This window comes from Lutibacter sp. A64, assembly GCF_022429565.1.
Lineage (GTDB): Bacteria > Bacteroidota > Bacteroidia > Flavobacteriales > Flavobacteriaceae > Lutibacter.
The window spans coordinates 3,181,419-3,201,510 of record NZ_CP092487.1 but is presented as its reverse complement, the minus strand read 5'-3'; the positions used below and the strand labels follow the sequence as shown (position 1 = coordinate 3,201,510).

The window sequence follows — 20,092 nt, the reverse complement described above, 5'->3', positions numbered from 1 at the left end:
TATATTTTTTATACAATTTGTTACAGGTAAATTTACACGATTTTATATTCTGGATACGTTTCTATTAATAATTCTTCTGCTTTTTTTGGTAAAACAACAACACTAATATACACGTAAACAACCATTATTGTAAAAATAGCAGCATAAAAAATTGCCCAATATACATTATAAACATCTGGACTTGCTATATTAATAATATTAAACAGATTTACACCTAACATTCCGCCGCCTAAAAATAAGCCTCTAAAAATAATATCTTCTAACAACCATTTTTTACCACTTAATTTTTGTCTTTTTTTTACTTTTCTTAATAAAATAATATGCTTTATTAAACCAAATGAAATTACAACACCCAAAACCGAAAGCGCAAATGTATCTCCATATTGAATTAAACCTCTGTAGAAAAAATAAAAAAAGGTAATAATTGCTATAATTTTTGGCAATCTAAACCACTCTTTAGCATGGAGCCATAATATTTTCATGTACTTTTTACTCAATGCTCCTTGCCTTGCTCCATAGACATCCATAAAACCAAAAACACCAAATTTTTTGAATGAAATAGTTCTAGCTTCTTCAAAAGAAAGACTTGGTTTTTCTTGCCAAATTTGTTCAATATCGTTTGCTAAATGGTCAACTAACTCGGTTTGCATATCGTAATGTTCTACGTAATGTTGACGTGTAAATTTGTAGAGTTCTTGTATTTGTTCTGAGGTTAGTTTCATTGTAATTGATATTTTTTATAGTTTGAAACTACTTTTAAGTGGTTTTTATAGAAACTATATCCCATAATTATTAATGAAAATAATGTAACCAAATAAACAAAAGTAAAATCACTAAACTTTTCATTATCAATAATTTGTATTACAAACAAAATCACAATAAAAATATTTGGAAAAACCTGTTTATTATATAAATAGCTATATGTAGAAGCTAATTTTATTTTTTTTAACTGATATTTCCAATAGATTAAAAGAACAGGAAAAAACAAAGCTATTAAAAGGAAAGTGATTTTAAATAGCAGGTAATTTGCATCTAAATCTATATTAAATATTGTAACAGCTCCATAAAAAACAGCAATAAAAGCAACAATTCCAAGAATACATTTAAACCATAAAGGTTTATAAATTTTTAAACAATGGTCAATAAATAATTTTGAACCACCATTTGAAATTCCCAACCAAAAAGTCCATTTATAACTGAATGTTTTACGCCATTTCAGTTTAACTTCATCAAAAGCATTTTCAAAAGAAGTATTATTTTCAGTCATTTCACTTTCGATATCCGTAGAAATATGATCCAACACTTCTAAATGTAAATCAATATATTTAATATCGTTGTTGTTTAGGTAAGCTTCAATTTTTTGAAGTTGTTCTCGGGTAAGTTTCACATCTTTTTTCATAAAAAGCAATCTTATTCTAAACTAAATTTAGGATTTACAATAGTTTGCATGGTTCGTAAAAAATCTTCCATTTCGGCCAACCTACTTACGGTTTCTTTAGTACCGTTTTCAGTTAACTTATAATATTTTCGTAAGCGATTGTCAACTTTTGCAACTTCAACATCTAACAAACCTTCAGCTTCTAATTTATGAAGCGCAGGATATAAGGCTCCCTCAGTAATTGAAAGCTCCCCTTTGGTTAATTCCTTTACTTTTTGCGTAATTTCGTAACCATACATTTTGCCTTTTTCTTCCAATAATTTTAAAATAATGGTTTGTAAAGAGCCCTTGTATAATTTTTGATTTGCCATTTATGTTGGTTTAAAGGTTTAATCGTTTATTTATGTAATAGGTAGTTGTTTTTTAAATTATCAGCACTACGTATCCTGATAATGAATCTGAATAAAGGTTTTATTTAAGCTCTATACAATTTTAAATTTCGCATTTAGCTCATTTTAATTCACTCTAACACTTAAAAAAACATCCACCAATAAAATTTATCTGTTGCGATTCGCCACAAATATATGCATAATTTTCTTATGTATAACTTTCTTATGTATTAATTTTAACAAGAAATTTAATTTTAGTTTGGTTACTTTTGTAAACTTATAAAAATGATTATGTCGAAATTTCACACACTTACTATAAAAGAAATAAAAAAAGAAACCAAAAATACGGTTTCTATTGTATTTGATATTCCAACCGAATTAAAAAACGAATTTACCTTTACTGCTGGACAGTATATTAATATTAAAAAAGAATTGGCTGGCGTAGAATTACGCCGTGCATATTCTATCTGTTCCGCACCAAATAGTAACGAATTAAGAGTTGCTGTAAAAGCCGTTGACAATGGTACATTTTCTGTTTTTTCCAATACCATTTTAAAAGAAGGCGACACCTTAGATGTTCAAAAACCAGAAGGCAAGTTTATTTTAAAAACTAGTAAAAGTAACACTAAAAATTATTTAGCTATTGCTGCAGGAAGCGGAATTACTCCAATTATGGCAATGTTAAAAGCAGTATTAACTGAAGAACCTAATAGTACTTTTACACTTATTTACGGAAACAAAACAGTTACTGAAACTATTTTTAAAACTGAAATTGACAACTTACATAACAGTTTTCCAGATCGGTTAAATTTACAATATGTGTACAGCCAAGAAGAACAAGAAAATTCTTTATTTGGTAGAATTGACAAAGGAAACATTAATTATATTGTTAAAAATAAATTAAAAAACACAACATTTAACAATGCTTTTTTATGCGGACCAGAAGCCATGATTCAAGTAGCTACTGATACACTAATTGAAAATAATATTGATAAAAATAATATTCATTTCGAATTATTTTCAACACCTGTAACTTCCGAAAAAGAAACTTCTGAAAATTTTGAAGGAACTTCAGAAATTACAATAATTGTTGATGATGAAGAAACTACTTTTAAAATGGATGCTAAAACCACCATTTTAAATGCAGCGTTAGAAGAAGGATTAGACGCTCCGTATTCTTGTCAAGGTGGAATTTGCAGTAGTTGTTTAGGAAAAGTAACAGAAGGAAGCGCAAAAATGACTAAAAATGCTATTTTATCGGATAGTGAAATTGAAGAAGGCTTAATTTTAACCTGTCAAGCACATCCAACTTCACAAAAAATTACTGTAGATTATGATGATGTTTAATAATTATAGTATCTTGAATTTTTATTAAACAATCACTATGACATTCAACGAAATTAAAGAAGCAGCGCTTATTGGCTTTTTTTTGGCCTTTATGATTGGCCCTGTCTTTTTTATGCTAATTCAAACTAGCATTATTAAAGGTGCACGTGCCGCTATTGCGTTTGACTTAGGTGTAATTTTGGGTGACATAGCCTTTATCTTAATAGCTTATTTTGGTAGTAAAAGTCTTTTAGAAAGTATTAAAGACGATCCGTTACTTTTTTATATTGGCGGTTTAATTTTAGTAGTTTATGGTATTATTACCTTTTTAAATAAGAGCCAAAAACAGATTGTACAAGATGAAACCTTAGTACTTCCTGAAAAAACAAATTATCTAAAACTTTTTTTAAAAGGTTTTTTATTAAACTTTATAAATATTGGTGTTTTAGCTTTTTGGCTAGGAATGATAGTTGTAGTTGGCTCTAACTTACAAATGGACTCTAATAAAATATTCAATTACTTTTCTGTTATATTATTAAGTTATTTAATTACAGATATTGGTAAAATAACACTTGCAAAACAACTTAAAAAATATTTAACACCTGCGGTTACATATAAAATAAAACGCGCTATGGGAATTCTATTAATAATTTTCGGCATTGTTTTAATCATAAAAGGTTTTATCCCTGAAGAACAATTAAACCTTAATAAGGTAATTAACGAAGTTGATAAAACAACCTAAATTAACTCAATAACACTTTTTAAAACTTGAACTCTAGACAAACGCAAGCAAAAATTTTAAGAAATTTTAGAAAAGTACACAGAGCTACTGGAGCTTTACTCTTTATATTCTTTTTTATAATTTCAATTACAGGAATCCTTTTAGGTTGGAAAAGCCATAGCAACAATGTAATTATACCACAATCTCACCAAGGTACTTCAAACGATTTACGTGAATGGTTACCAATTGATAGTTTACATAAAAAAGCTATAGTTGTTTTAAAAGATTCCATTGCTACAGATTTATCTTCAGAACTCGACAGAATTGATATTCGAAAAAATAAAGGAATGGTTAAATTTATTTTTGAAAATCATACTTGGGAAATTCAATTAGATGGTGCAACTGGCACTGTTTTAAATATTGGCAAAAGACATTCCGATTTTATTGAAAATTTACATGACGGAACTGTTTTAGACAACTGGCTTAACACTTCTTCAAAAATTTTTAGAGTAATTTACACCACAATAATGGGCTTGGCTTTATTATTATTTACAATAACTGGATTTTGGTTGTGGTATGGACCAAAAAAACTAAAAAAACATCGTAAAAAAAGACCTCGTAAATAAAACGAAACTTTAATTTCCACACCTAGTATTCAACAGTCATTGTTAGTATTTTCACCAACAATTAAACACTTTTACAAGTAAAAAGTAAGCCCCAATGCTGTAATACTTCCGGCAAATATCCATAACTCAGTAAAAATAGATTCCTGTTTTCACAGAAATGACAATAAATCTAATCTTCTTCTAACTTAGAAGAGAGCTCAAACCAACGCTCTTCTTTAGCATCAATTTCAGTTGCTATTTCTTGAAGTTTAATTGATAGTTCATTAATTTCTTCACCAGACAAATTACCATCTAAAAATTTAGCTTCAATGGCTGTTTTTTCAGAATTTAAGGCTGCTATTTCATCTTCAATACCATCAAATTCCTTTTTTTCTTTATAGGTTAACTTTGCTTTTGTTGTAGTTTTAACTGGAGCAACAGATTCAACTTTTTTAACTTCTACTACATCTTCTTTAGGTTTAGAATCTTCATATGCTCTAAAATCTGAATAATTTCCTGGAAAATCTTCAACAACACCTTTTCCTCTAAACACAAATAAGTGATCCACAATTTTATCCATAAAATAACGGTCGTGCGATACTACCAATAAACAACCTGGAAAATCTAATAAAAAACTCTCCAACACATTTAACGTTATAATATCTAGATCGTTCGTAGGCTCATCTAAAATTAAAAAGTTCGGGTTTTGAATTAAAACAGTACACAGAAACAAACGTTTACGCTCTCCACCACTTAATTTTTCAACAAAATCGTACTGACGCTTTCTACTAAATAAAAAACGTTCTAATAACTGTCCGGCAGAAATAATTCCACCTTTTTTTAACGGAATATAATCCCCAAATTCCTTAATAACTTCAATTACTTTTTGACCTGGTTTTATTACAATTCCATCTTGCGTATAATAACCAAACTTTATAGTTTCACCAATAACAACCTTACCACTATCGGTAGGAATTTCTCCTGTTATAACATTTAAAAAACTAGATTTACCAGTACCATTTTTCCCAATAATACCAATGCGTTCTCCACGTAAAAAATTATAGTCAAATTTGTCTAGAATTTTTAAATCACCAAACGATTTAGAAACATTATGAAGCTCTAAAATTTTAGTTCCCATACGTTCCATATCAATATCTAACTGAACTTTATGGTCGTTTCTACGTTTAGAAGCAGCTTCTTTAATTACATAAAAATCGTCTATTCTACTTTTACTTTTAGTAGTACGTGCTTTTGGTTGCCTACGCATCCATTCTAGCTCTTTTTTAAATAAGTTTTTAGCTTTATCTACGGTAGCTTGTTCAATTTCTATACGTTCTTCTTTTTTTTGTAAGTAGTTAGAGTAATTTCCTTTATAAGTATAAAAACCACCATTATCTAACTCTACAATTTCATTACACACACGTTCTAAAAAAAAGCGGTCGTGTGTAACCATAAATAAAGTGATTTTTTCTTTTTCAAAATAACTTTCAAGCCATTCAATCATTTCTAAATCTAAATGATTTGTTGGCTCATCTAAAATTAACAAATCTGGTTTATGAATTAAAATTAAAGCCAAAGACAAGCGCTTGCGTTGTCCACCAGAAAGTTCACTTACTTTTTTGGTTAAATCGTCTAATTTTAATTTAGAAAGTATTTGTTTAAACTGTGTTTCAAAATCCCAAGCATTTAAACGCTCCATTTTTTCAAAAGCCCTTTGGTATTCATTTACTTCTTCTGGGTGTTGCAATGCATGTTCGTATTCTTCAATTACTTTTAAAGTTTCATTATCCGAATCAAAAATAGTTTGTTCAATAGTTAAAGCCTCATTTAAATGATCTTCTTGCGATAAATATTCAATTTTTAAGCCCTTTCTAGAAATAACCTGCCCAGTATCTGAACTATCTAAACCAGCAATTATATTAAGCATCGATGTTTTTCCAGTACCATTTTTTGCTATAAAAGCAATTTTCTGATCTTTATTAATTCCAAAAGAAATGTTTTCAAACAACGTTAATTCGCCAAACGATTTCGATATATTTTCAACTGATAAGTAATTCATTAACCGTAAATTTTAACGCAAAACTACACAAAAAAAATACCGAAAACTACAATTATTATATTTTGGGCGTTACCTTGCAGGTCTGGCTGTTCGTTTCAAGTCCTCGCTATCGCTGTGGGCTTTCCACTACCATCCCTAACGCAATAATTAAAACTAAACACAAACAATTAGTAATTAAAATTGAAAAAAATCAACTTTAAATCATCTTAATAAATTGTATATTGCACCTTTATATGATTTTAAAGAAAATACATACTATAGTTTTAGTTGGAATTGCGCTCTTTTCCGGTTTTTCACACGCTCAAAACACACAAAACCCTGAAGTTGAAAATTTAAAATTTCAGGAATACTTTTTTGAAGCATTAAAAGAAACTAGCATAAATAATTATTCAAAGGCTGTTGAGAACCTAGAGAAATGCAACTTAATTGATGCCGAAAACATAGCTGTTGATTTTGAATTCTCTAAGAATTATTTATTGCTAAAAAAATATTACGAAGCTGAAATTTTTATAGATAAGGCATTAGAAAAAGAACCTAACAACCACCATCTGTTAAGACATAAAGTGGCCATTTTAAAAGCACAAAGAAATTATTTAGATGCTATTAAAGTTCAAAAAAAACTTGTTGAAATAAAACCAATTTACGCCGATGAGTTAGTGTTGCTTTATATTCAGAATAAAGAATTTACAAAAGCCGAAGATTTAATTACCGAAGTAGAAAACAAAGCACTAACTACCTTAAAAATAAAAAGGTTTAAAACCTATTTAACCAATAGAAAAAAACTGCTTAAACAAAGAGATAAAATAACTGAAAGTTTTCCTAAAATTAAAGATTTTGAAGCTTTAAAAGCTTCTTATAAAAAAGATAAAAATTTTAAAACATTACTTCAAATTTTAAGTTACGAATTAGAAAACAATCTTTTTGAAATGTTACAATCAGATAGCAAAAAGGCACTAGAATTATTTCCAGCGCAACCAGTGCTATATCAATTAAATGGCTACGCACTTAATAAACTTAAAAAATATAATGAAGCAATTGACGTTTTAACAATTGGCATTGATTTTGTTATTGACAACAACGAAATGGAAGTAAACTTTTACAATCAGTTAATAATAAGCCACAAAGGTTTAAATAACGATAAAGAAGTTTTAAAATACAAACAAAAAATAGACCAGTTAAAACAGGTAAATTAAATGAAACAATTTTCTAAAATACTATTAATCTTTTTAGTAATTTTCACATCGTGTAAATCTAATAAAAGTGCTGTTGATGCTAACATCAAAAATATTTCAACAAAAAAAATTATAAATAACCATTACAATTCTAATTTTGACCAAAAAACAATAGATGCAAAAATAAATGCTAAATTTAAAGATGATAAAACATCGGTAGGTTTTAGTATTAAACTGCGTTTAGAAAAAGATAAAACAATTTGGATGAGTGCCACAAAATTTGGATTTCCAGTTGCAAAAGTAATGATAACCCCTAATAGGGTTCTTTATTACGAGAAAATGAAAAGAACCTTTTTTGATGGAGATTTTTCTTTACTAAGCGAATGGTTAGGGACAGAATTAGATTACGAAAAAGTTCAGAATATTCTTTTAGGTCAGGCTGTTTTAAACCTAAAAAAAGGAAAATACAACTCAACAATAACTAATAAATTATATCAGTTACAACCTAAAAAAGATGTAGCATTATTCGATATTTTATTCTTTTTAAATTCGGATAATTTTAAAATAAATAAACAAGAAATTAGCAATAAAGAAAAACAACAATTATTAACAGTTTCTTATTCAGATTACACAAAAATAAAAGGAGAAGAATTTCCAAAAAGTATTAATATTAAAGCTTTAGATCATAAAAAAATAACAACCATAGATATTGAATATCGCACTGTTGAATTCAATAAAGATTTAGCTTTTCCGTTTTCAATACCAAATGGTTACAAAGAAATTAGTTTAAAATAATGCAATTTAAATTAAAGTACCTTTTACTGCTTTTAGTAGTATCTATCAGTATTAATAGTACTGCTCAAAAATCTAAACGCCAAGTGTTAGAGGCACGTCGTGTGCAGCTTCAAAAAGATCAAATATATATTAATGCACTACTTTCTAATACTATAAGAACAGAAAAAAATGTATTAAATCAACTAAACGATCTTAAGGCTAAAATTAATACGCGACAAGAGTTAATTAAAGCTATAGAAAACGAATCGAAAGAACTTAGTAACGAAATTTACACAAATCAACTTGAAATAAACAAGAACAAAAGAGATCTAGAAGCACTAAAAAAAGGCTACGGAGAAATGATTTACAACTCTTATAAAAGTAAATCTCAAAATAGCAGAATTATGTTTCTTCTGTCATCAGAAAATTTTTTCCAAGGTTATAAACGGTTTCAATATATGAAACAATATACTGCTTTTAGAAAAAAACAAGGTGATGAAATTCATAAAAAAACTACAGAATTACAAGCTCTAACAGATTCTTTACAAGTTAAAAAAGATCAAAAGAAGGCTCTTTTAGATATACAAAAGAAGGAGCATTCTGTAATTGAAAAAGAAAAAAAAGAACAAGAAATTTTATTGGCTAAAGTAAAACAAAAAGAAAATACCTATAAAAAACAAATTAAACAGTTTCAAAAAGAAGAAAGCAGAGTTGCCAGTCAAATAGACAAACTTATTAGAGCTGCTATTGCCGCTTCTAATAAAAAATCTGGAAGTACCACCACTGCAAAAGCTACTTCTAAAAGCGCAACTTCTTTTGCTTTAACACCAGCTGCAAAAGAATTAAATTCAAAATTTGAATTGAATAAAGGTAAATTAGATTGGCCCGTTGAAAAAGGCTATGTTTCTACATTCTATGGTAAGCAACCTCACCCAATTGTAAAAACTACTACTATACAAAGTAATGGCGTTAGAATTACAACAGAAAAAGGCAGTAAAGCACGCGCTGTTTTTGATGGTACAGTATTAGCGGTTCAAGTAACATCTGGAAATAAAAAAGCTGTCTTAATTCAACACGGTAATTATATTACTGTATATAAAAATTTAGAAAACACCTTTGTAAAATCTGGTGATAATGTAAAAACCAAACAAGAAATTGGTACTATTTTTACCGATAAAATTACAGGAAAAACCATTTTAGGATTTGAATTTTGGAACAATACCCATAAAGAAAATCCAAGACCTTGGATATACAAAATGTAACTTGCTTTTATAACTAACAAAGTAAATATAAACGCGTTTAAACCGAGTTAAAGCCAGTAAATAATCTCCAATTTTATAAATCTCGAAATAAGAAATTAAAATATGTATTTTCTTATATTATTTCTATTTCAACCACCAATGCGAAGATGGAAAATCTTCTCCATTTAAAACAATTCCTTCTCCTAATTTTGGGGTACTTATTTGTACATTTAATTCAGCTGCTTTTTTTGTTGCTCTAATAATTGGATCGTTCCAGGTGTGTAATGCTAACTTAAAAGCACCCCAGTGAATTGGCATAATTAAATCTGCTTTTACATCAATAGAAGCCAAAATTGTTTCTTCTGGAGTCATATGTATATGCGCCCATTGTTCGTTATACTGCCCACATTCCATCATAGCAAAATCAAAAGGACCATATTTTTCACCAATTTCTTTAAAATGTTTTCCATAACCACTATCGCCACTAAAATAAATTGAATTACTTTCAGATTTTAATACCCAAGAACTCCATAATGTATTGTTTCTAGTAAAACCTCTTCCCGAAAAATGTCGTGCAGGAGTTGCAATAAACTCAATTCCGTTTAAAGTTTGACTATCCCACCAATCAAATTCTGTAATTTTTGATGCAGCTACACCCCATTCAGTTATATGTGCTTTTATGCCTAATGGAACATAAAACTGTTTCACTTTTGAATGTATTTGTTGAATAGAACCATAATCTAAATGGTCGTAATGATCGTGTGAAATCAACACCAAATCAATTTCAGGTAAATCATCAATTGCAATAGGTAACTCTTTATTAAACCTAGCATTTCCTAATAACGGATGTGGTGCTGGTACTTCGCCTAACATTGGATCTATAAAAATATTTAGTCCTTCCATTTCAATAAACATAGCAGAATGTCCAAACCAAGTAATTCTAGGTTCCTTAGGCTCATTCTCAAAATATGCTTTAGTTATTTTTTCTAAAGGCAATTCGTTTGCTGGAACTTTATTCTCTCCATTGGTAAAAAACTTTGGAATAGAGCTCAATTTAAAACCCGTACTGGCTGAGGTTAATTCTAAATTTTTAAAAGTCCCATCTCCGTTATAATTTGGTGATTTTTCAATTTTAACTAAGCTTTCTTTGGTTGGTTTCCCTCCAAATTGTGGACTTAAATTAACAAATAATACGCCTACAATTACTATTAAAAGCACCACTGCTATAAATCCTATCAACATTTTTTTTAATATTTTTTTAATCATTTTCAATGATGTATCTAATTTTTTTAATTGGTATTTTTCAGCTCAAGTCAGCAGTTTTATTTTACTTCTTGCATTCTACGAATTTGCTTTAACAACATTTTTTTAGGAGTAAAAGGAATCATAGCCATCATTATTTTTTGCATTGTTGTTAAACCCGAAACAACATCTAACTTTCCTTTTAACATTCCTCTATAACCATCTTCTGCCACACTACGGGCGGTCGCTGTTTTTTTAAACATTTCTGTTTTATCCATTCCAGAAGTTGCACCAAATTCGCTTTCTGTAGCACCCGGCATTAAATTAGTTACAGTAATATTGGTGTCGCATAATTCTTCTGCAAGTGCATTGCTAAAAAATGTAACATACGCTTTTGTCGCAAAATAAACAGCTTGCAACGGACCAGGCATAAAGCTTGCCGTTGAAGAAGTGTTTAATATTTTTCCAGAATTTCTTTTTATAAAGTTAGGCATAAAATAATGCGTTAATGCGGTTAATGACGTTACATTAAGGTTTATCATTGCAATTTGACGCTCTAAATCTAATTCGTGGAATTTCCCTAAAGCTCCAAAACCCGCATTATTCATTAAATAATCTATTTCAATTCCAGCATTATTTACCTCATCGAATAGTTCTTTGGCAGCATTTAAATTGCTTAAATCTTTAACAATTACCAACACATTTACACCGTGCTTTTTTTCTAAGGTTGCTTTTAATAAATCTAAGTTCTTTTTACTTCTGGCTACCAATATTAAATCGCCTCCATTTTCTGCGTGTATGGTAGCTAATTCTTTTCCTATTCCGGTAGATGCTCCTGTTATTAATGCTATATTTTTCATAATATGAGTTTTTTGATTGAGTATTCAATCAATACAATGGTTAAATTTTTTTAAAGCTTTAAATAATTATAAAATTGTTCCCAAGCTTGCTCAATAAAAACTAAATCGTTTCTTTTCTCTGGGAACTGGGTAATATAACTAACCATTGATGTAATTAAACCAAACATAGATGCCATTAAAAAATGAGTATCCATATTTTTGATTAGTTTTTTATCTATATATCCTTGTATTAAGTTGTTAAACACTTCATATTTGGTAATAATATCTGGGTGTGTTTTTACGCGCTCTGCACAACTGGTATTATCTATTTGTAATAAAAACTTAAATTTCAAATCATTATCTAAAGCCCAGCTCCAAGAATTTGACCAAATTAATCTTAATTTTCCAAGGTCAGATTTAATTTTGTCTATAGCTTCAAGAATGGCAGAAGAATATTCTTTTTTAATAGAAATATACAATTCATCAATTAAATCTTCTTTGGTTTTAAAGTAATGAAACAAAATTCCAGCACTAACTCCAGCTTCTTTTGAAATTGCTGATGTTGGTGTAGCATGCAAACCTCTTTCTACAAAAAGTTTGGTTGCTGCTTCTAACAATAATTCTCTTTTATCTTTTTTATATTGACTAATCACTCAACAAAAGTACTATAAAATTATTAATTGACAAATAAATTGATGAAATTCTACTTCTCGATACAAATTTCACTTACTTTCAATCGTTAAATTCACTTGAAGTGACGAATTTTCATCAAAAGGCACAACGGTTAAATAACGTATAAAAGATGTTTAAATATCATTCAGAATGGCTTCTTTATTTAAGAAAAACTTAATAATTCATCCCTTGCCAAGAATTATTTTTCTGAAGGTTTTTATCAATTTTAGCTACAATCTCAAAATTTTTAAGTCCACCCCATTTTGGTGCAATTAACAAGTCTTTCGGAGCTTCACTAATAAAACGCTCAATAATAATATCTGGCCGTAAATAGGTAATAAATTCAGACACAAAATCTATATAATCTTCTGCAGCAAATAAGTTAAAATTCTCAGGATTTCGTTTGTATTGAACTGCCATTACCGAGTTTTTTACAATCTGTAAATGATGTAATTTTAAAGTAGAAATTGGTAATTTCGATAATTCTACGGCATGATTCATTAACGCAGCTTTAGTTTCTCCTGGCAGTCCTAAAATTATATGTGCGCCTAAATGAAAGCCTTTATTTTTACACAAATTATATGTTTCCTTAGTTTCTTCGTAGGTATGACAACGATTTACTTTTAATAAGGTTGCTTCGTTTGTACTTTCTACACCAAATTCTAAAGATATAAAATAGGTTTTAGAAAGTTCGTCTAAAAAATCTATAATTTCTTTTGAAATACAATCTGGACGTGTTCCAATAACCAAGCCAACAACTTTTGGCACGCTTAAAGCTTCTAAATACAGCTGTTTTAGCGATTCAAAATCAGAATAGGTATTTGTATAAGCTTGAAAATATGCTAAATATTTATTGTTTTTCCCTTTTCTAGAAAAGAATTCAATACCATGTTCTAATTGTGTTTTAACACTTTTTTGAGGTTCGCAATATTCTGGATTAAAAGTATTATTATTGCAATACGTGCAACCACCAAAACCTTTTGTTCCGTCTCTGTTTGGACAAGAAAATCCAATATCTAATGAAATTTTTTGTACACGTTCACCAAAATTTAATTTAATAAAAGAGCTATAATCTAAATATCGTTTTCCTGTAATTTGCATAATTAATTGCAAAATTAAGAATTGTTATTTTTACAACACTTTATATGATGAATTATTTAAAAATAAAACAACAATTACTTGAACAGTGTTTTCACTTTGTTCGACAAAAAAGTGCTGTTATTAGCCAAAGTATCGCTTCTAACAAAAACGATTTATTTTCTGAAACTAAAAGTTCTGCTGGCGACAAACACGAAACCGGTAGAGCAATGATTCAGTTAGAAATGGAAAAATCGAGTCAACAATTAGCCGAAATTGAAGCTATGAATGCCGTTTTAAACAAAATTTCAATTGAAAAATCTTCTGAAGTTGTTTGTTTAGGAAGTCTTATTAAAACTTCAAAAGGCACTTATTTTTTAGCTATTAGTGTTGGAAAAATTTTGGTTGAAGACGCTACTTATTTCGCAATCTCTTCGCAATCTCCTATTGGAAAGCAATTATTAGGACAAAAAATTGGAGGAACTCTAGCTTTTAACAATGCCGAAATTTTGGAGATTTTTTAAGTAAAACATTTTTCTGTCTAGAATTGCATCAAACAATTTTAACATTTGAGTTTCTTCTCCAAATGTTAAAATTGTAGATACAAATAATACTAGAAGTATTTTTTCATTATTAATAAAATAAACTTTTAATAATATTGCTGTTCACTATTTATAAACAAGCATAAAGTTATACAGTTACTACTTTAATTAAATTGCTTTTACAGGGCAGCCAATTGCTTTAGTAAAAGTAACTTCTGGAGTTGTTCCTTTTTGAAGCGCCTGTATCGCGTTTTCAAGGTATTTTACTTTAACATTAGCCGCAGACCTAGCATTATCGTCTATAGTACCTATGTATTGTACTTTTTTATCGCTATCTAATAAAAATACGTGAGGTGTTCTAACAGCTCCATATTTTGGAAAAACATCATGTTTTTCATCAGCTAAATAAACAAAAGGAAATTTCTTTTCTGTTGCTCTTTTTTGCATTGATTCAAAACTTTCTTTCGCGTTATTTTCACTTACATTTGGGTTAATAGCTACTACAGCATATCCTTGTGAAACATATTTATTATGAAGCTCTATTAAACGATCTTCATACATTTTAGCAAACGGGCATTCATTACAAGTAAATACTACAATATATCCTTTTGCGTCTTTAATATCTGCTAAAGAAAACATAGTACCGTCAACATTTTTAAGATTAAAGTCAGTAGCAACTTCACCTATTTTATAACCTCCAATTTCATCCAAAGTTTTAGTTTGTTGAGGACTGTGACCACCTTTTGGAGGTCCCTTTCTTTCTTGCGCATTTGTATTTATAGTTGTTAAAAAACTACATAAAATTAAAATTACTGTGAATGTTAAATTACTTTTCTTCATTTTTTTAGTTATTTATTGTGTTATTAATTTCAGTTTCTAAGTCTTCAATATTTTCAAAAGCACGTTCGTGAAAAGATCGCTTATTTTTATTGAATACTATGGTAAATGGTATTGCACCAGACCAATTAGGGTCAATTTTATCTATCCAAGTATTTGCATCTGGATCGTCTAAAAGCACAACTTTTGATGTAATTCCTTTTTTTTCTAAAAATGGTTTAAGTTTTGTTTCAATATCTTCAGGAAAATCAAGACTCACAAAAATCATTTCTACATTTTCATTATTTTTTTCATACGCTTGAAAAATTGGTAACTCTTTTACGCAAGGAGCACACCACATAGCCCAAAAATTTACAATATGTATTTTTTCTGAATCTGTATATAATAAAGGCTCTAATTCAGAAAAGTTATAAACCGGTATGGTAGCGTTATTTAATGGTTGTTTTGTAACTATTTCTTTATTATCTGAAGTAAATCCAATAAAGAATAAAGAAATTAGTAGTAAAATAGTATTTTGCATTGTACGTATTATTTAATCTTTAGCTTATAGAATTCAGATTATTAATCTTATTAATTCTAATAAAACGTCCAACAAATCTAATATATTACCTTCTTATTAAAATGTTAAAATTTTTAAAATGAGTATATTACTAATATATTTTTTAAAAATAATTTAATATTAAAAGTGAAAAACTCAATATATAACATTAATAATCATAATAATGGAAGCTATCAATTGCGTACCAGCAAAAAGATATTTTAAATTTTTAGGTTTTGATTCTAATGCCATTTTAGCACCCATAAAACCACCAATAACACCTCCCAAGGCTAAAGGTATTGCTAAATTAAGATCTACAATTCCTGCTCCAATATGTCCAAAAAAACCTGCTACTGCAGATACAGACACCAAAGTTGTAGAAGTACCAACTGCAACATGCATAGGAACATTCATAGTTAATAGCATTAGAGGAACTAAAAAGGATCCACCAGAAACACCAACCATTCCAGAAAGAAAACCAGTAAGTAATACTATTGGTATTGTTACCAATAAATTCACTTTAAAAGTTTCATTATTTGATGTTAATGTAACAACCCAAATACCATCATTTTTAAGTTTTTGCTTAGGTTTTTTCAACATTAACAAAGCAGCGACAAACATAAGAATCGCAAAAATTACCTTAAGTGCTTTTTCGTTAAAATATTGCCCGTAAAATCCACCAGCCATTGCAGAAATAAATAATAATACTCCTAAAAGTATGGTTAATTTCCAGTGGTTCATTTTTTGTTTACTGAAAAGAATAGTCGCAATAAATGAAGAACACATAAGAATAAATTGCCCAGTGGAAGCAGAAATATTCATACTAAAACCAGAAAAAACCAATACAAGAACGTAAAAATTTCCACCACCACGACCGGTCATTGTCATTAAAAATGCAATAAGCATTATAACAATTGCAAGTATCCAAACACTCATTTTATTTATTTTTTTCGATTACTTTAACGGCACAAGTCATAAAATCTAACACACAAGGAATTTCTAAACTATAATAAATATAATTTTTATCCTTTTTCCCTTTAATAATTTTGTGATTTTTAAGAATACTTAAATGTTTAGACATTGTAGAAATATCAACACCTACCAGTTCTGTAAGCTCTTTTACAGACAGTTTTTTATCTTTTACAGCATTAATAATAAATAAGCGAGTTGGGTGTGCTAATGCTTTAAATAATGCTGCTTTTTCTAGAAATTGATTTTCTATATCTTGATTCACTATCCTTGTTTTTTATCACTTACTGTTTTATATTCTGCTAAATTCCATCCGTTTATACCATCAGATATAAATATAATTTTGCCTTTATATTCTAACTATATAAGTTTTTCAATAATAATTCCACCTCTTTTATTGTTAGAGCAATACACTATAAGCTCTTGTTTATCAATATAATTCTTTAATTCTATTGAAGACGATTCACTAAAAGCATCTATATTTACAACTCCTTCAATATGCTTATCTGCAAACATTTCAGCACTTCTACCATCAATCATTATAGTATTTGTTGTATCTCTACTAACAACTATTTCTAAAACATCTTTTGCCACTATTTTTTCTATTGTTTGACCAATTGCATTTAAACCAAAAAGTAAACTGATTACTATGGAAGTATAATTTTTCATATTACTAACAAATTTTATATTTGGCAAAATTACCAAATAGTTATTATAAATAAGAAAATATATTTACAAAGAAGTAATTAAATATTATTTAGAAACTTAACTTATCATTAGCACTTTAAAACACATAATTTTATTAAATTTATTACTTTAAATCATTTCAAAAAGTATGAAAAAACTGCTATCAATCATCTTAATTTTATTTACATGTCTTTCCTATTCTCAATCTAAAAATATAAAATTAACTGGTAAAATAGTTAGTATTAACGATAGTATTCCACTTGAATCTGCAACTATTTATTTAGAAAGAATTAAAGATAGTTCTGTTATAAACTATACAATTTCAAACAATAATGGTTTGTTTACCATTAAAGATAAAATATACGATTTAAAAATTAATTTTTTTGTTTCCTACTTTGGTTATAAAACCTTTTCAAAAACAATAGATTTAAAGACTTCTGAAATAGATCTAAAAACAATATTTTTAGAACAACATGAAAACTTATTAAATGAAGTTGAAATTAAATCTAGAGCACCAATTACTGTTAAAAAAGATACCTTAGAATTTAATGTTAAATCGTTTAACACAAAAAAAGATGCAAATGTTGAAGATTTATTAAGGAAATTACCTGGAGTAGAAATTGGGATGGATGGAGAAATTAAAATAAATGGCAAAGTGGTTAATGAAATATTAGTAAACGGAAAACCCTTTTTTAGCAACGATCCTTTAATTGCAACTAGAAATTTATCGAAAAATATAATTGAAAAAATTCAGGTTACAGATACAAAATCAAAGTCTGAAGTATTTTTAGGACAAGATGGAGAACAGTTAAACAAATCAATAAATTTAGTAATTAAAGAAAAAAACAACAAAGGTGCTTTTGGTAGTTTATCTGCAGGAAAAGGAAGTGATGATCGTTACGAAGTTGCAGGAATGCTTAATTTATTTAACAACGATCAAAGATTAAGTATTGTTGCTGGTGGAAACAATGTAAATTCTCCGAGATTTAGCATGGGTGGATTTTCTAGCATGACTATTGGAATGGTATCTTCAGTAAATTTTTCTCAAGTAAGTGCAGGATCACTTGTACAAGGAATGCCTTCTTTTGGCGCTAGTAACGGAATAACAACCTCTAAAAATGGAGGTATAAATTATTCAGATAATTTTGGTAAAAAAGTAGATTTCACCACAGATTATTTTTATTCAACAAGTAATACCGAAGGAGCAACCAAAACTAAAAGAGAAAATATTTTACCAGATTCAAGATACTTTTCAAACTCTGATAATACTTCTATCAATGAAAAAAATAAACATCGAATAAATTTTAGTACTCAATTTAAAATTGATTCAACATTAATGATTTATTTTAAACCAACAATTGAATATACTAAAAGTTTTTCTGAAGCAAGTTCAAATGAAGAATCTTTAAACGACAATCAAGAATTAATTAATAAATCTACCAATAATAATTTTTCAGAAACTACTTCAAAATCTTTTAATTATAACTTATCCATTTCAAAAAAATTAAACAACAAGGGACGTTTTATTAGATTAGGAATAAACAGCAATAATAACAATCAAGATTCAGAAAGTTTCTATGATTCAAATACCGAACTTTTTGGTGATACTCCATCCGTTATAGAAAGAAACCAACAAATTTCTTCTAAAAACTCGTCAAACAACACCAAAATAGATTTTACATATCGCCAACCCATTATTGCAAATAAATTTTTTATAAATTTTGAATATGCGTTTAACAATCAAAAACAAACTAATGAAAAGTATTCGTATGAATTTGATGAAAATACACAAGATTTTACTGAATTTTCAGAAGACCTTAGTTCAGATTTTACATATACGTCTATTAATAATAGTACTGGAGTTTCTTTAAATTTACAAAAAGAAAAAATAAGTGCCCATATTGGTTCTAGCATTAATTTTAGAACCTTAAAAAACAGTGATTTTTTAAGACCAGAATTAGATTTAGAGAGAAAATTTACTTCTGCATCCTTAAATTCTAATATCCGTTTTAATTCTAATAGAACATCTACATTTTCTTTAGGTTATAATTTAACTAATTCACCACCAAGTTTATCCTACCTTCAACCCTTTAAAAATATAAGTAACCCATTAAACACCATAATAGGAAACCCAAGTTTAGAGCCTTCTAACAACCATCAAATCAATTTAGCCTTTTACAATTTTAACATGCAAAAAAAGAGTAATTTTAATGCTAATATAGGCGCTAGATTTATAAATGATAACATTGTTTCAAAATCTGCAATTGATGAAAATTATTTACGTACAACATCTTACACAAATGTAGATGGAAACCGCAATTTGTATGGAAATACTAATTATAGTAAATCAATTAAAGTTGATAGTGTTAAAACAGTTCGTTTTAATATTGGATTAGGGTTAAATTCATCTAGAAATGTAAATTTTAGTAATGATGAAAAATATATTTCAAACAATAACTCTCTTTCTCCTTCCCTAGGTTTAATTTTTAATTGGCATAATATAATGGAAATTAGTCCAAATTATTCAATTTCATTAAGTGAAAGCAAATATGATATTGCTCTTTTTAAAGATAGAACATATACTCGACATTCATTTTCTGTAAGAACAAGAACTTCCATTCCAAAAAACTTTGAATGGCAAAATAATATAAATTATAACTACAACCCAAATATAGCAGAGGGATTTAAAAAAAGCTCTTGGAATTGGAATGCTACATTGGCTTATAAATTTGCAGGTGATAAATTTGTTTCTACTTTAAAAGTTTATGATATACTAAATCAGAATACTAATGCAAGAAGAACTGCAACAGAAAACTATATTCAAGATTCGGAAAGCTCTATTCTTAAACGCTATTTTATGTTAAGTTTAAAATGGAATTTTAACAATACAAGTAAACCTCAAAGACAACGTGGAGGTAGTTTTATGATGATGCGTTAATTATTCCAGATTAAAATAACTCCATGTTTTGAAATATTAAAGCTCTAAATTATTAAAAATAGTATCGAGTAAAACAATATTTACAC

21 protein-coding genes are annotated in these 20,092 nt (G+C 28.3%); 8 read left to right on the top strand and 13 right to left on the bottom strand.

Annotated elements, in window-relative coordinates; genetic code table 11:
* Nucleotides 1-32: 32 nt before the first annotated feature.
* The 3 genes from MKD41_RS13105 to MKD41_RS13095 are packed head-to-tail and all read right to left on the bottom strand — an operon-like array spanning nucleotide 33 to nucleotide 1,749.
* Nucleotides 33-722, bottom strand: coding sequence for a hypothetical protein (locus tag MKD41_RS13105; RefSeq protein WP_240242746.1), 690 nt, complete (start codon nucleotides 720-722; stop codon nucleotides 33-35).
* Nucleotides 719-1,399 (bottom strand): hypothetical protein, encoded by a 681-nt coding sequence (locus MKD41_RS13100; RefSeq protein WP_240242745.1) that lies wholly within the window; start codon nucleotides 1,397-1,399, stop codon nucleotides 719-721. Before MKD41_RS13100 ends, MKD41_RS13105 begins: the two co-directional genes overlap by 4 nt.
* Before the next feature lie 11 nt (nucleotides 1,400-1,410).
* The gene (locus tag MKD41_RS13095; RefSeq protein WP_240242744.1) at nucleotides 1,411-1,749 is read right to left on the bottom strand and encodes a PadR family transcriptional regulator; all 339 of its coding nucleotides are present in this window, start codon (nucleotides 1,747-1,749) and stop codon (nucleotides 1,411-1,413) included.
* 309 nt (nucleotides 1,750-2,058) lie between these two features.
* Here MKD41_RS13095 and MKD41_RS13090 point away from each other — a divergent pair, with 309 nt between their 5' ends.
* The 3 genes from MKD41_RS13090 to MKD41_RS13080 are packed head-to-tail and all read left to right on the top strand — an operon-like array spanning nucleotide 2,059 to nucleotide 4,440.
* Nucleotides 2,059-3,114: a 2Fe-2S iron-sulfur cluster-binding protein gene (locus tag MKD41_RS13090; RefSeq protein ID WP_240242743.1), complete on the top strand. Its 1,056-nt coding sequence runs from the start codon at nucleotides 2,059-2,061 to the stop codon at nucleotides 3,112-3,114.
* A gap of 37 nt (nucleotides 3,115-3,151) precedes the next feature.
* Entirely contained in the window at nucleotides 3,152-3,835 is a 684-nt protein-coding gene (locus MKD41_RS13085) for a LysE family translocator (RefSeq protein WP_240242742.1), read from the top strand.
* 26 nt (nucleotides 3,836-3,861) lie between these two features.
* Nucleotides 3,862-4,440, top strand: a complete 579-nt coding sequence (locus MKD41_RS13080; RefSeq protein ID WP_240242741.1) for a PepSY domain-containing protein — start codon at nucleotides 3,862-3,864, stop codon at nucleotides 4,438-4,440.
* A 169-nt stretch (nucleotides 4,441-4,609) separates the two neighbouring features.
* Here MKD41_RS13080 and MKD41_RS13075 read toward each other — a convergent pair whose 3' ends face one another.
* Nucleotides 4,610-6,478 (bottom strand): ABC-F family ATP-binding cassette domain-containing protein, encoded by a 1,869-nt coding sequence (locus MKD41_RS13075; protein ID WP_240242740.1) that lies wholly within the window; start codon nucleotides 6,476-6,478, stop codon nucleotides 4,610-4,612.
* A gap of 233 nt (nucleotides 6,479-6,711) precedes the next feature.
* Here MKD41_RS13075 and MKD41_RS13070 point away from each other — a divergent pair, with 233 nt between their 5' ends.
* From MKD41_RS13070 to MKD41_RS13060, 3 genes are read left to right on the top strand one after another with little or no spacing between them, the layout of a single operon-like run.
* Nucleotides 6,712-7,671: a tetratricopeptide repeat protein gene (locus MKD41_RS13070; protein WP_240242739.1), complete on the top strand. Its 960-nt coding sequence runs from the start codon at nucleotides 6,712-6,714 to the stop codon at nucleotides 7,669-7,671.
* The gene (locus MKD41_RS13065; RefSeq protein WP_240242738.1) at nucleotides 7,672-8,445 is read left to right on the top strand and encodes a DUF4292 domain-containing protein; all 774 of its coding nucleotides are present in this window, start codon (nucleotides 7,672-7,674) and stop codon (nucleotides 8,443-8,445) included.
* The gene (locus MKD41_RS13060) at nucleotides 8,445-9,686 is read left to right on the top strand and encodes a murein hydrolase activator EnvC family protein (protein WP_240242737.1); all 1,242 of its coding nucleotides are present in this window, start codon (nucleotides 8,445-8,447) and stop codon (nucleotides 9,684-9,686) included. The genes MKD41_RS13065 and MKD41_RS13060 overlap by 1 nt, the downstream gene beginning before the upstream one ends.
* A 123-nt stretch (nucleotides 9,687-9,809) precedes the next feature.
* Here the strand turns inward: MKD41_RS13060 and MKD41_RS13055 are convergent, their stop codons facing one another.
* The 4 genes from MKD41_RS13055 to MKD41_RS13040 all read right to left on the bottom strand — a co-directional run bounded on the left by MKD41_RS13055 (nucleotide 9,810) and on the right by MKD41_RS13040 (nucleotide 13,519).
* Nucleotides 9,810-10,931: an MBL fold metallo-hydrolase gene (locus MKD41_RS13055; protein WP_240242736.1), complete on the bottom strand. Its 1,122-nt coding sequence runs from the start codon at nucleotides 10,929-10,931 to the stop codon at nucleotides 9,810-9,812.
* A 56-nt stretch (nucleotides 10,932-10,987) separates the two neighbouring features.
* Nucleotides 10,988-11,767, bottom strand: coding sequence for an SDR family NAD(P)-dependent oxidoreductase (locus MKD41_RS13050; protein ID WP_240242735.1), 780 nt, complete (start codon nucleotides 11,765-11,767; stop codon nucleotides 10,988-10,990).
* Nucleotides 11,768-11,817: 50 nt separating this feature from the next.
* Complete coding sequence (locus MKD41_RS13045) at nucleotides 11,818-12,399, bottom strand: TetR/AcrR family transcriptional regulator (protein ID WP_240242734.1); 582 nt, start codon at nucleotides 12,397-12,399, stop codon at nucleotides 11,818-11,820.
* Between the two features lie 193 nt (nucleotides 12,400-12,592).
* Nucleotides 12,593-13,519, bottom strand: a complete 927-nt coding sequence (locus MKD41_RS13040) for a TIGR01212 family radical SAM protein (protein ID WP_240242733.1) — start codon at nucleotides 13,517-13,519, stop codon at nucleotides 12,593-12,595.
* A gap of 44 nt (nucleotides 13,520-13,563) precedes the next feature.
* On the opposite strand from MKD41_RS13040, the gene MKD41_RS13035 reads away from it, so the two are divergent.
* Nucleotides 13,564-14,019 (top strand): 3-oxoacyl-ACP synthase, encoded by a 456-nt coding sequence (locus MKD41_RS13035; RefSeq protein WP_240242732.1) that lies wholly within the window; start codon nucleotides 13,564-13,566, stop codon nucleotides 14,017-14,019.
* A 186-nt stretch (nucleotides 14,020-14,205) separates the two neighbouring features.
* Here MKD41_RS13035 and MKD41_RS13030 read toward each other — a convergent pair whose 3' ends face one another.
* From MKD41_RS13030 to MKD41_RS13010, 5 genes are all read right to left on the bottom strand, one after another.
* Nucleotides 14,206-14,877 (bottom strand): thioredoxin family protein, encoded by a 672-nt coding sequence (locus MKD41_RS13030; protein WP_240242731.1) that lies wholly within the window; start codon nucleotides 14,875-14,877, stop codon nucleotides 14,206-14,208.
* A 4-nt stretch (nucleotides 14,878-14,881) separates the two neighbouring features.
* Nucleotides 14,882-15,394 (bottom strand): TlpA family protein disulfide reductase, encoded by a 513-nt coding sequence (locus MKD41_RS13025; RefSeq protein ID WP_240242730.1) that lies wholly within the window; start codon nucleotides 15,392-15,394, stop codon nucleotides 14,882-14,884.
* Between the two features lie 174 nt (nucleotides 15,395-15,568).
* Complete coding sequence (locus MKD41_RS13020; protein WP_240242729.1) at nucleotides 15,569-16,348, bottom strand: sulfite exporter TauE/SafE family protein; 780 nt, start codon at nucleotides 16,346-16,348, stop codon at nucleotides 15,569-15,571.
* A 1-nt stretch (nucleotide 16,349) separates the two neighbouring features.
* Entirely contained in the window at nucleotides 16,350-16,646 is a 297-nt protein-coding gene (locus MKD41_RS13015; RefSeq protein ID WP_240242728.1) for an ArsR/SmtB family transcription factor, read from the bottom strand.
* A gap of 95 nt (nucleotides 16,647-16,741) precedes the next feature.
* The gene (locus MKD41_RS13010; protein ID WP_240242726.1) at nucleotides 16,742-17,050 is read right to left on the bottom strand and encodes a rhodanese-like domain-containing protein; all 309 of its coding nucleotides are present in this window, start codon (nucleotides 17,048-17,050) and stop codon (nucleotides 16,742-16,744) included.
* A gap of 166 nt (nucleotides 17,051-17,216) precedes the next feature.
* Between MKD41_RS13010 and MKD41_RS13005 the strand changes: the two genes are divergently transcribed.
* Nucleotides 17,217-20,006: an outer membrane beta-barrel protein gene (locus MKD41_RS13005; RefSeq protein WP_240242725.1), complete on the top strand. Its 2,790-nt coding sequence runs from the start codon at nucleotides 17,217-17,219 to the stop codon at nucleotides 20,004-20,006.
* Nucleotides 20,007-20,092: the final 86 nt, after the last annotated feature.